The organism is Candidatus Kapaibacterium sp. (genome assembly GCA_023957315.1).
Lineage (GTDB): Bacteria > Bacteroidota > Ignavibacteria > Kapaibacteriales > UBA2268 > PGYU01.
The window spans coordinates 282,607-294,217 of sequence record JAMLHE010000001.1; the positions used below are offsets into that span (position 1 = coordinate 282,607).

The 11,611-nt window shown below is 39.9% G+C and carries 8 protein-coding genes and 1 pseudogene; 7 read left to right on the forward strand and 2 right to left on the reverse strand.

Annotated elements, in window-relative coordinates; genetic code table 11:
- Window positions 1–16 precede the first annotated feature (16 nt).
- From M9949_01095 to M9949_01125, 7 genes and pseudogenes are all read left to right on the forward strand, one after another.
- A pseudogene (locus M9949_01095) lies at window positions 17–872 on the forward strand (metal ABC transporter substrate-binding protein).
- The gene (locus M9949_01100; GenBank protein MCO5250001.1) at window positions 869–1,624 is read left to right on the forward strand and encodes a metal ABC transporter ATP-binding protein; all 756 of its coding nucleotides are present in this window, start codon (window positions 869–871) and stop codon (window positions 1,622–1,624) included. Before M9949_01095 ends, M9949_01100 begins: the two are co-directional and overlap by 4 nt.
- 12 nt (window positions 1,625–1,636) lie before the next feature.
- Window positions 1,637–2,449, forward strand: coding sequence for a metal ABC transporter permease (locus tag M9949_01105; GenBank protein MCO5250002.1), 813 nt, complete (start codon window positions 1,637–1,639; stop codon window positions 2,447–2,449).
- Window positions 2,450–2,520: 71 nt separating this feature from the next.
- Window positions 2,521–4,911 carry a LysM peptidoglycan-binding domain-containing protein gene (locus M9949_01110; GenBank protein MCO5250003.1) on the forward strand — a complete coding sequence of 797 codons (2,391 nt, stop codon included), beginning with the start codon at window positions 2,521–2,523 and terminating at the stop codon, window positions 4,909–4,911.
- A gap of 102 nt (window positions 4,912–5,013) precedes the next feature.
- Entirely contained in the window at window positions 5,014–5,994 is a 981-nt protein-coding gene (locus M9949_01115; GenBank protein MCO5250004.1) for a sugar phosphate nucleotidyltransferase, read from the forward strand.
- 24 nt (window positions 5,995–6,018) lie between these two features.
- On the forward strand, window positions 6,019–7,164 hold the full coding sequence (gene metK, locus M9949_01120) for a methionine adenosyltransferase (GenBank protein ID MCO5250005.1): 1,146 nt from the start codon (window positions 6,019–6,021) through the stop codon (window positions 7,162–7,164).
- 25 nt (window positions 7,165–7,189) lie between these two features.
- Window positions 7,190–8,503, forward strand: a complete 1,314-nt coding sequence (locus tag M9949_01125; protein MCO5250006.1) for an adenosylhomocysteinase — start codon at window positions 7,190–7,192, stop codon at window positions 8,501–8,503.
- Window positions 8,504–8,566: 63 nt separating this feature from the next.
- On the opposite strand, the gene M9949_01130 is transcribed toward M9949_01125, so the two are convergent.
- Both M9949_01130 and M9949_01135 read right to left on the reverse strand, forming a co-directional pair.
- Window positions 8,567–9,529 (reverse strand): DNA-processing protein DprA, encoded by a 963-nt coding sequence (locus M9949_01130; protein ID MCO5250007.1) that lies wholly within the window; start codon window positions 9,527–9,529, stop codon window positions 8,567–8,569.
- Between the two features lies 1 nt (window position 9,530).
- Window positions 9,531–11,552, reverse strand: a complete 2,022-nt coding sequence (locus M9949_01135) for a RecQ family ATP-dependent DNA helicase (protein MCO5250008.1) — start codon at window positions 11,550–11,552, stop codon at window positions 9,531–9,533.
- Window positions 11,553–11,611 lie beyond the last annotated feature (59 nt).

Sequence of the window (11,611 nt, forward strand, 5' to 3'; positions counted from 1 at the left end):
CTCCTTTTTCGTGGCTATGTCCTGCAACAATGGCTCATCGAAGCCAATATATGTCGTTACCAGCCATCCTGTTCAATACATACTCTCAGAAATAGTAGGGACAAGAGCAGAGATTGTGTGCCTTGTACCGGCGGGGTCGTCACCTCATACTTATGCTCCAAAACCAAGTGACGTAAAAGCATCATATGGCTCGATTGCACTCATATATGTTTCGGAAAATTTTGACGAATGGGCTTCAGATTTTCCGGCGAAAAATAAAATAAAATTAATGGACTTATTGCCGGAAGATAAGATTTTGTATTTTGATGACGGTCACGAACACCATCATCATCACGACCATGCACATGACCATAATTGCGGACACGGTGTTGACCCGCATTTCTGGCTTGACCCACTGACAGTAAAAGAAAAATGTCGGACCTTTGACCGACAAACTTGTGGAACTTGACCCCGCAAATGAGGAATCATATAGGACAAATGCCGAGTTATTTGTCAAAAGATTGGATAATATTCACCGAAGTGCAGCCGAAATTCTAAGAGAACTCAGAGGAAAAGCTGTTTTTCTGCAACATCCCTCTTTTTTATATTTGTTAAATCGATATAATATGGTGTATGCAGGAAGTATCGAAGAAAATCCAGGCAAAGAACCCGGACCAAAATATATCAAAAACTTAGTTGACCGTGTAAGGGAAAGTGGGACTAAATCCATTTTCAGCGAACCGCAACTCAACAACAAAATTTCCGAAACAGTCTCCACAGGTGCCGAAGTTCTACTTTTCGAACTCGACCCATTAGGAGGCTCTGAAACTATAAAGACATATTCCGACTTGATTCTGAAAAATGCCGAAACTTTACGCAAAGCCCTCAGATGAGCATTAATGCCAATATACTCGAAGTTAGTAATCTGAAAGTGGTTCTCGGACAAAATACTGTGCTTGAGGATATAAATTTCAAACTACCGAGTGGTTCATATCTGGCTATTGTTGGTCCGAACGGTTCCGGTAAAACTACTTTGATGAAGACATTGATTGGTTTAGTCAAACCTGCCACAGGAAATGTAAAGATGTTCGGGGCGGACATTGACGATTTGCCACCGGGCACGATTTCCTATGTGCCGCAAATCAAAACAATGGACAAATCTTTTCCGGCTCGAGCGATTGATTTGGTGATGAGTGGAATCAAACGCCGATGGAGCTTCAAAATCAATTCTCACGATAGCGACAGAGTTGCTGCAATAATGCATGAAGTTGGAGCGGGCGATTTCATTTATCGCCCATTAGCAGCGCTTTCAGGTGGTGAATTGCAAAGAGTATTTTTGGCTCGAAGCTTGATTCGAAATCCCAAAATCTTATTGCTCGATGAACCTGCAACAGGAATTGATTTGGTTTGCGAATTGAGCATCAATAAGCTAATCACCGAATATAACCAAAAATTCGGGACAACTGTAATAATGATAACGCATGATTGGTCCGCTGCATACCATCATACAAATTACGTACTTTTGCTAAATCGCCGCCAAGTTTATTTCGGAGAATCGAAAACTGCATTCACCGACGAAAATTTACAACTCACTTTCTCGCATCTTGGGCATGGTCATGGTATTAAATTCGGACTTAAACTTTAATTTGAAAATAGCATGTTAGAAGCACTTACTTATCCTTTTTTTCAGAAAGCATTGACTGCAGGTCTATTGACCGGATTTACGGGTAGTTATTACGGAGTATTCGTTGTCCAACGCAAAATCAGTTTTATCGGTAGCGGTCTTGCTCACGCCGCATTTGGCGGTGTAGCTCTTGGTTTGCTTTTGGGCGTAGAGCCTTTGCTGACTGCGGTTCCATTTACTATACTCGTTGCTATTGCCATTGTTTACTTGCAAAAATATACTCAATTAGCTGCCGATGCTTTGATTGGAGTATTATTTGCGTTATCGGTCGCACTCGGCATAATTTTCCTTGCTGTTAAAACACAATATACTTCCGATGCCTATTCATATTTATTCGGTTCAATATTGACGGTGAATGACCAAGAAATAGTCATTTCACTGTTGCTTTCATTAGTTACAGTCTTGACATTTTTTAAACTGTGGGCAAGGTGGGCATATTCAACTTTCGATGTGGAACTCGCAGGAGCAGACAAAGTACCGATAGAATTCGACAATGTTATATTGATTTTGCTGATTTCGGTGACAATAGTCATTTCTATCAAGATTGTGGGCATAATTCTAATCTCGGCTTACTTAGTCATTCCACCAGCTTCGGCAAGGCTGATTTCGTCGTCTTTTGGGTCAATGACAGTGATTTCAGTGCTAATCGGGATGTTGAGTTCGGTGATGGGAATAATGTTTTCTTACATTTTGGATTTACCAAGTGGAGCTATAATCGTCATTACTCAAACGATGATTTTTTTCGTAATCGTCTTAATTTCATTAATTAAAAAGAATAAAAAATAATTTTTTTATTGTTACAATAAATAAATGCGTTATATTGAAAAAATATTTTGTGCAAAATTTGGGGAAGTAGGATGAAAAATATCCAAATCGGCTATATATTAATTCTATTTGTTTTGCTTATAATGGCTGAACCGTTAGAATTGCTCTGTCAATCTAAGGGTTATCCTGTTTTAATACCGAAAGCACGCCAATCATCACAAAAGGGCGATGTTCGGAACGATAGCACAAATACAAGAATTTTCCCCGACAAATATTCAGACCTTGACGACCAAAAAGGTTCAAGAACTATCCATAAACAGAGCAACGAAGTTACTACTACTATTGAACAATCCCGTCAAAAGTATCTCCAAGCTCTAATTTTAATCCAGAAGCGTGATACAGCAAGAGCTGCAAGATATTTTGAACAAGCATTAGATAAATTGAATATGATTTCGGGTAGTCCCGGAATTGACAACAACAACGATTTCACGGATTTGGCGCAATCAATTATAGACGATTATCAAAATTACATTAAAAATATTGACTTTGTAGATGAATCTTCATCATTTTTTATCATAAGAGATATACTTGCAACCGAAATTGCAGAAGATATCGAACCACTTGAATTTAATGTTCCTACGCTTGCCGGCTCAAAAACGGCTACGCCGGCATATCCAACTTTGCCCAAGGCGCCTACGAATGTAGTGATCCCGCTGACAGATCACCCTTCCGTCGATAAAGCAATTTCATTTATGACGAAAAACAGAGGTGCAAAATTTTTCAAGAATTGGCTTGAACGCAGCTCAAAATGGTTCCCAATGATGAAGCGGTATGCACGCGAATACGATATGCCTGAAGAAATTATTTATCTCTCAATGATAGAAAGTGGTCTGAATCCAACGATTGTATCAAGTGCGAGTGCTGTTGGGCTATGGCAATTTATTCGTTCTACAGGCGAAATGTACAATTTGAACAAAGACAAATCAATTTTTGTTGACGACCGACGTGACCCCGATAAAGCAACAATTGCGGCTATGAGGCACTTGAAGGATTTGTACAATCAATTTGGAGATTGGCATCTGGCAATGGCAGCATATAATTGCGGACCCGGTTGCGTATCTCGTGCCATTAGACGTACAGGCGGCACCAAGCCCAACTTTTGGGACGTTATGGATAGGTTACCACGCGAAACTCGCGGCTACGTACCGATGTATATTGCAACAGCTCGTATGGCAATGAATCCTGAAGCATATGGTTTTGACATTGATTCGCTAAATTTTCAGGAAGAATATCGTTACGAAACTTATGAATTAAACGAAGCTGTCAGCTTGCAATCTGTAGCACAAGCATTAGGAATAAGCTTAGATGAAGTCCAGGCTTTGAATTCCGAACTAATGAAAAATTGCACTCCTCCCGATAGACTTCCTTATGCTTTGAAAATTCCTGTCGGCACAAAAGACAGATTCGCTGTGAATTTTGCGGCTTTGACCGATGAAGAAAAGCAACCTTTCATGACCCACAAAGTAAAAAGTCGCGAAACAATCACTAAAATTGCAAAAAACTACGGAATCAAAGGTTCAGACATTGTAGCAATGAACAATTTGAAATCTACAAAATCTAAATTAAAAGTTGGACAAGAACTTATTATCCCAGTTATAAACACTCCTAATACAGAGCTTGCTTCAACTTCAGCACAGACATCAAACACAGGTAGTTCGACAAATTCTGCTACTCACAAAGTCAAATCCGGTGAAACACTTCACAGTATTGCACGCGAATATGAAATGGAAGTTGGCGAAATTAGAAATTTGAATAATCTATCCTTAGATAATGATAAAATTACTGTCGGGCAGATTTTGGTGATAAATTCCTCAGGGCAAATTGCTTCTAACCAAAAATCAACTCAAGTCAATATTGAACCAATCAAAACCGAAAATGGAACTAATTACCATAAGGTAAGAAGTGGCGAAACGCTTGCACAAATTGCTGATGATTATGGTGTTTCTATCGACCAAATTCGCAAAATCAACAACATTGACAGACATAAGATTTATGCAGGTCAGAATTTGAAAATTCCGGCTAACGGGCAAATTGCATCTAACACTAATAACGAACCTACTATTGCTACAACAACGAAACCAATCGTTCATAAGGTCTCAAGAGGCGAAACATTAAGCACGATTGCTGCAAAATATCGCGTAACCGAGAATCAAATCAAAGCGTGGAACCCTGATGAAATTAGAGGTTCGACAGTATTTGCTAACAGCAAACTGACAATTCATACTTCGGCAGATGCAAAAGGTAGTTCTGCAGCCCAAACCAAGAATGTAAAGAGCTCTCCGAAGCATTATACTATTAAAAGAGGCGACACACTTGGTGCAATAGCACGCAAATTTGGAGTTTCGGTAGCGTCGCTAAAAGCTATCAACAAAAACATTGACGAACGCAGTCTTAGCATTGGTAGAAAGATAAGAATTCAATAGGAAAATCACTTGAAATCATTTTTTTTTCAATTAATTACTACTAAATTCGTACTTTTGTGAACTTATGAATTTCATTTGGTTAATCAAAATTAGTAGTAATAAATGAGAGCGGTAATACCGGTAGCCGGTGTCGGTACAAGGCTACGTCCACACACATATTCCTTACCGAAAGTCCTATTAAACGTCGCAGGCAAACCCATTTTAGGTCATATTTTAGATGCATTGGTTGAGCAATCAATCACTAAAGCTACGATTATAACCGGATATATGGGCAAATTGGTCGAAAATTACGTTGTCGAAAATTACAAGTCTATAAATTTTGATTTCGTCGTCCAAGAAGAACGTCTCGGTCTGGGACATGCTATTTGGACAGGACGCAATACTTACGGCACAGACCCATTAGTTATCATACTCGGAGATACAATTTTTGATGTTGACTTATCAAGATTAACAGTCAAAGGTTCGAATACTATTGGTGTGAAAGAAGTTGAAGACCCGCGTCGTTTTGGCGTTGTGGTACTAAATAACAAAGGCAAAATCGAAAGATTAGTCGAAAAACCCGAACAATTTGTGTCAAATCTTGCTATAGTAGGTCTATATAGCATTAATGACTCAAAGTTATTGAGTGCTTGTTTGGACGAAATGATAAAAAATAATATCCGTACTCGCGGCGAATATCAATTGACCGATGCTTTGCAAATGATGATTGAAAAAGGTGCAGAGTTCTCGACTACAAACGTAGAAGGTTGGTTCGATTGCGGAAAACCCGAAACTTTGCTCAATACAAACAGATTTTTGTTAGACCGCAAACCACCGTCAAGACATTTCCCCGATTCCATTATCATTCCGCCATCATTTGTTGCAGCAACAGCTGTTATCGAACGTTCGGTAATCGGACCCTATGCGTCAGTCGCAGATGGTGCAGTTGTCAAAGATAGCATAGTGCGTGATTCGATTATCAGTAACTACGCCAAAGTTCAATCCTCTTTGCTCGAACAATCAATAATTGGGAATGAAGCCGAAGTAAAAGGTCATTTTAATCGTCTAAATGTTGGCGATTCGAGCCAAATATCAGAAACTTAAAATTATTATAAAAAGGTCTTTATAATGTCAAAAAAAACGTATTTATTTACTTCTGAATCAGTTTCCGAAGGACATCCCGATAAAATTTGCGACCAAGTATCCGATGCGGTTCTTGATGCTATGCTTAGAGATGACCCCGAAAGCCGTGTAGCATGTGAATGTTTCGCATCAACCGGATTAATTGTTGTCGGTGGTGAAGTTAGAACAGACACTTACATAGATTTACAACAACTCGTTCGTGATGTAATTAAAGATATTGGCTACAACAAATACGGATTAAGATTCGATGCAGAATCTGCCGCTGTAGTGAATGTGATTAATCATCAATCTCATGATATCGCTCTTGGAGTTGATGTGGGTGGAGCCGGAGACCAAGGGATGATGTTCGGCTATGCAAATACCGAAACACCAGAATTGATGCCTGCTCCGATAATGTTCTCGCATCAATTAGTACGCAAGTTGGCTGATATCAGGAAAAATTCCAATTTAATGCCATATCTACGCCCTGATTCCAAATCACAAGTCACAATCGAATATAGCGATACTGACGAAATTATTCGTGTTGACACAGTTGTAGTTTCGACTCAACACGACCCCGACGTCGAACAAAGCAAAATCAGAGAAGATGTAATTGAAAAATTGATTTATAAAGTCATTCCAAACGAATTGCTCGACGAAAATACAAAATTCCACATCAACCCAACGGGGAAATTTGAGATTGGTGGACCACATGGCGATACCGGTTTGACCGGACGCAAAATCATCGTGGATACATACGGTGGTAGAGCGCCTCACGGTGGTGGAGCTTTCTCAGGTAAAGATGCTACAAAAGTTGACCGCTCGGCTGCATATGCAGCAAGACATTTGGCGAAAAACATCGTAGCTGCCGAAATCGCAAAAGAATGTACGATACAATTATCATATGCAATCGGTGTAGCCCAACCTGTCTCAATCAACGTCAAAACACATGGCACTTCGATGGTGGACGAAACTGAATTAGCATCATTCATACTGAAGAACATAGATTTATCGCCGAGAGCCATAATCGAAAGATTAGACCTCAAAAAACCGATATTCCGCAACACAGCTGCTTATGGGCATTTCGGACGAAATGAATTCCCTTGGGAACAATTAAGCTTTGTAGAATTGTTCAAGAAAAATTTTAATTAGAATTTTAATAATATAGGATTTATAAATGTCAAATATACCATCAAAAGCCGCAACCGGCAACTTCTCCGAAGTTTTAGGGCAATATTGCGTTCGCAATATCGAACTTGCCGATGAAGGCAGAAAATTAATTGATTGGGCAGAAGCAAATATGCCTGTTTTAATGGGATTGCGTAAAAAATACAGCGAAACTAAGCCTTTTGCAGGTTATACTATCGCAGGCTGTTTGCACGTAACCAAAGAAACTGCTGTTCTAATCAAAACACTCAGAGATGCCGGAGCCGAAGTGCTTTGGTCAGGATGCAACCCACTTTCGACAAGTGACGCAGTAGCTGCCGCTTTGGCTGCTGACGGAATCAAGATTTACGCTTGGTACAACAACAAGGAAGATTTTTACTGGTGCATAGAACGTACGATTGACGGAAAGCCACATCTGACACTTGATGACGGTTGCGATTTGATTGATACAGTTCATGAAAAATATAAAGAACTCGCAACTCAGCACATAGTCGGTGGCTCGGAAGAAACTACAACCGGTGTAAGCCGTTTAAGAGCTCGCGAATTAGCCGGACAATTGCTCTATCCCGTTTTTGCCGTCAATGACGCTGAAACAAAATGGGACTTTGACAATGTTTATGGTACAGGTCAATCCACTATTGACGGTATCATCCGCGCAACTTCGGTAATGCTTGCCGGCAAGAATTTTGTCGTTGCAGGTCACGGACATTGTGGCTCGGGTGTTGCCAAAAGAGCGAAAGGAATGGGCTCGAACACTATCATCACCGAAGTAAAAGCAACTGCTGCACTCAAAGGTTACCTCGAAGGACACACTGTAATGACAATGGAAGATGCAGCCAAAGTTGGCGATATTTTCTGTACGGCAACAGGTGTCAAAGATGTAATCCGCAAAGAGCATTTTGAAGTAATGAAAGACGGTGCAATCGTTTGCAACACCGGACATTATGACGCTGAAATCAATATTCCCGAATTGGAAGAAATTGCTGTAAGCAAGCGTACTATCCGCGCCAATTGCGAAGAATACACTATGAAAGACGGCAGAAAGATTTATCTTTTGGCTCAAGGCAGATTGATTAACTTAGCCGCAGCCGAAGGTCACCCTTCAGAAGTTATGGACATGTCATTTGCGAATCAATTCATGGCACATCTCAACCTCGTCACTATGCACAAATCAGGCGACCCGATTCCTGTCAAAGTTATCACTCCTGACCCGGCTCAAGACGAATACGTAGCCGAAACAAAATTAGCTATGATGCACATGAAAATTGACCAACTCACTCCAGAGCAAATCGTTTACATGAACGATTACAACGCCGGCACATAATAGTTCACGGCAAAAATCTTAAAAAGAGGCTCTCGAGCCTCTTTTTTTTTTGTGTGGGGTGTGTTATTCAAACAATATCGTTTGTTTTGTTTCTTTCAACGATTCACTATCATTTGGAGCATTATTTGATTGGTCGTCACTCTTGGGCAATTCAGCCCCATTGAAGTCCACAGCAATTGCACCTTTTTGAATCAGGAGATTATTCGCATTATTTTCGTCCGTGTCGGGTTGGCGGACATAGATTTTTCTGTCCTTGCGTAATCCATCAACCACACCCGACCAAGTCCCGCTATTTTCGGCTGATTCGGCTACATAAATTTCGTCGGCAAGCCCGTAAATAATTGGATTACGAGCCATTGCTAATCCGGCATTCCAAGGTGCTTTCGGGAAGAATGTGCTCAAAACTAAGACATTTCCCTCGATTATTTGCTTGTAATATTTGTTGAATCCCGAACCGAATGTCATAATGCCTTGCGGAAGCACGATTATACTTTGACCGTTGTAGTTAATGGCTGAATCAAGCGCTTGTTTGTCAACGCCTTTGGCAAAGCCACTAACTACCACTTTATATTCCACACTTGCAAGTTTCGCAATGTTGTCCGTGAACTTCAAGGCTGTTTCAGATGCGTTCCTCGAACCTACGATGGCGATTGATTTTTCCTCGAGAATTTTCTTATTCCCTTTGACATAAAGCACAGCAGGGGAATAGGCTGTTTTCAAATTATTTTTTAAAGTCTTGGAATATTCGGGCGAAGTAATAGGGATAATTTCAAATCCTTGACTAATAAAGGACTCGGCTAAAAAAGCGTTACTCGCTATTTCCGATTTTGCTTGGTTTAAGTCTGAAATTTGCTTTTCATCTAACTGGTATTGATTTTTCCAATCACTTTCACTTAACTGAAAAAACTCCTCTATTGAAATCTTGTTCTCGTGAAAAAACTCAATGATAAGGTTGTTTATTTTCAAATGCCCCCATCGTGGCAGGTGCGCCAATGCTAACCAATAAGGTGTTTCCTCATTTCTCATATTATACTATATCTCCTCCTACTGTTTTAGCAATGACTATTGGGGCAATTTTTATTGCTCCCAGCTCCGTTAAATATTTACCAATTTCTTTTACCGTTGCACCGCTATCAAATATATCGTCAATTAGTAGAACGCTTTTGCCGCGTACTTCATTTGGATGCGGCAAAAAGAAAGCTCCTTTTACATTTTCAGACTTTAGATAATTGTTCTCGAATACTTTTTGCTTTTCTGTTTCCCTGCTTTTTATCAATTCGTGAGAGATTGGGAACTTCAAAACCTGAGCAATTTTTGTGGCAAAGTTCTTCACCAAATCGCCCGATTGCGTTGGTGGAACATGAATCACCAAATCAAATCTCTCTTGCCCGAATTTATTCCTGAATGCTTTCAGCACCAATTTCAAAAGAAAGTCGGGATAATCACCGCCGCTTTCATATTTTGAAGCATGCAAAGCAGCACCGACATTCGAAACGCCATAATAGGAGGCTGCCACTCCATTTACGATATTTGAACCTTTTGTTTCGACTTCTAAGACAGGGAAATAATTTTCCCAAAAATTCTGCAATTTCTCCGACCATTCGGGAGTGACCGTCACTGTAATTCGCTTTTCGCCCGTGTTGTCACAATTGGTGAAGGTATGATTAGAAGTATCGCCCAGATAATCACAGAGAAATTTCATTCGTGATTTATCAGTTTCAACATATTCAATCATACTATCCAAGTCATCAAATTTAGCTTTTCGCAAATCTTCGAATGCTGCAGTATTTAATGGTTGAGAATTTCGCACGTACTCATATTTCTTACTCCGTCCAATCATTACTTCCCTGATTATTCCTTGCTCCATCAGGTCAGCTTTGATTACTCTGATTTGATTTTGCTTTAAGTTGCTGCGTTTCATTATGTCTTTTTCGCCGAGTAACTCAGATTTAACGACTTCAATCACTTTTTCATATTTTTTAATTGAGGGTCTGCCGCCTTCAATAAATGCTTCGGGCAATTTTTTATCATCGGGATTGTAGAACAAAACAATATAGCAGGGCTCACCATCTCTGCCTGCTCTGCCAATTTCTTGGTAATAGTGAATTGGTGATTGGGGAATTTGAGTATGAATTATAAATCGGATGTCGGGCTTGTCTATTCCCATGCCTAATGCGTTGGTAGAAATTATGCACTTCCATTGGTTCGACATCAATCCATTTTCTATGGCAATTCTTGAATTCGGGTCTAATCCTGCATTGTAGGCAGTAGATGATATATTCAGATGCTCAAACCATTTCGAGAAAATTTCGGTATCAACCCTTGTACCGGTGTAAAGAATTCCGGTGCCGGGAATCTTGTTCATGTACCTACCGAGCCAAATCATCTTTTCCTCTTGGGACGAAACTTTAATAACGTACAATTTGAAATTGTCTCGCATTAAATTTCCGCGAATTGTCTGAATGTTGTTTCCGATTTGTTGGGCAACGTCAAGTTCAACTCTTTTTGTGGCTGTTGCCGTGGTTGCAAGTACGGGAAGTCCTGTTGGCAGCAGCTTAACGAGATTAATTATTCTCTTGAAAGCAGGTCTGAAGTCGTGCCCCCAAACCGAAATACAGTGCGCCTCATCAACCACAACCATTGATAAATTTATTTGGCGTGTGGCTTCAATCCAATCACTATTTTCTTGCCTTTCGGGAGCAATATAAAGGATTTGAATTCTGCCCTGTTTGGCGTCGCTGATTATTTGAGCGTTTTCTTCTGGAGTTTGCTCGCTATTGATACATTTTGCTTCTATCCCAAGTGCTGTTAATTTGCTGACTTGGTCTCTCATCAGTGCAATTAACGGAGAAAATATTACAGTTGTCCCTTTGAAAATCGTCGCCGGAAATTGGAAACAGAGCGACTTCCCAAAGCCCGTCTTTTCAATGAGCAATACTCTTTCTCCTTTCAAAATTTTATCAATAGTGAGCCATTGCTCATCATAAAATCTTGAAAGCCTAAATGTCCGCTGCAAAATTATTTCTGCTTCTTCTCTGGTCATATTCATAATTAGAATATTATTGAATAAACAAAATTAGCAAAAAAAATTAAATAAATACAAATCAA

Bases quoted from the DNA above. Each gene is read 5' to 3' on its own strand.
- M9949_01100 (MCO5250001.1), top strand. From the start codon at position 869: ATGAGCATTAATGCCAATATACTCGAAGTTAGTAATCTGAAAGTGGTT.
- M9949_01105 (MCO5250002.1), top strand. From the start codon at position 1,637: ATGTTAGAAGCACTTACTTATCCTTTTTTTCAGAAAGCATTGACTGCA.
- M9949_01110 (MCO5250003.1), top strand. From the start codon at position 2,521: ATGAAAAATATCCAAATCGGCTATATATTAATTCTATTTGTTTTGCTT.
- M9949_01115 (MCO5250004.1), top strand. From the start codon at position 5,014: ATGAGAGCGGTAATACCGGTAGCCGGTGTCGGTACAAGGCTACGTCCA.
- metK (MCO5250005.1), top strand. From the start codon at position 6,019: ATGTCAAAAAAAACGTATTTATTTACTTCTGAATCAGTTTCCGAAGGA.
- M9949_01125 (MCO5250006.1), top strand. From the start codon at position 7,190: ATGTCAAATATACCATCAAAAGCCGCAACCGGCAACTTCTCCGAAGTT.
- M9949_01130 (MCO5250007.1), bottom strand. From the start codon at position 9,529: ATGAGAAATGAGGAAACACCTTATTGGTTAGCATTGGCGCACCTGCCA.
- M9949_01135 (MCO5250008.1), bottom strand. From the start codon at position 11,552: ATGAATATGACCAGAGAAGAAGCAGAAATAATTTTGCAGCGGACATTT.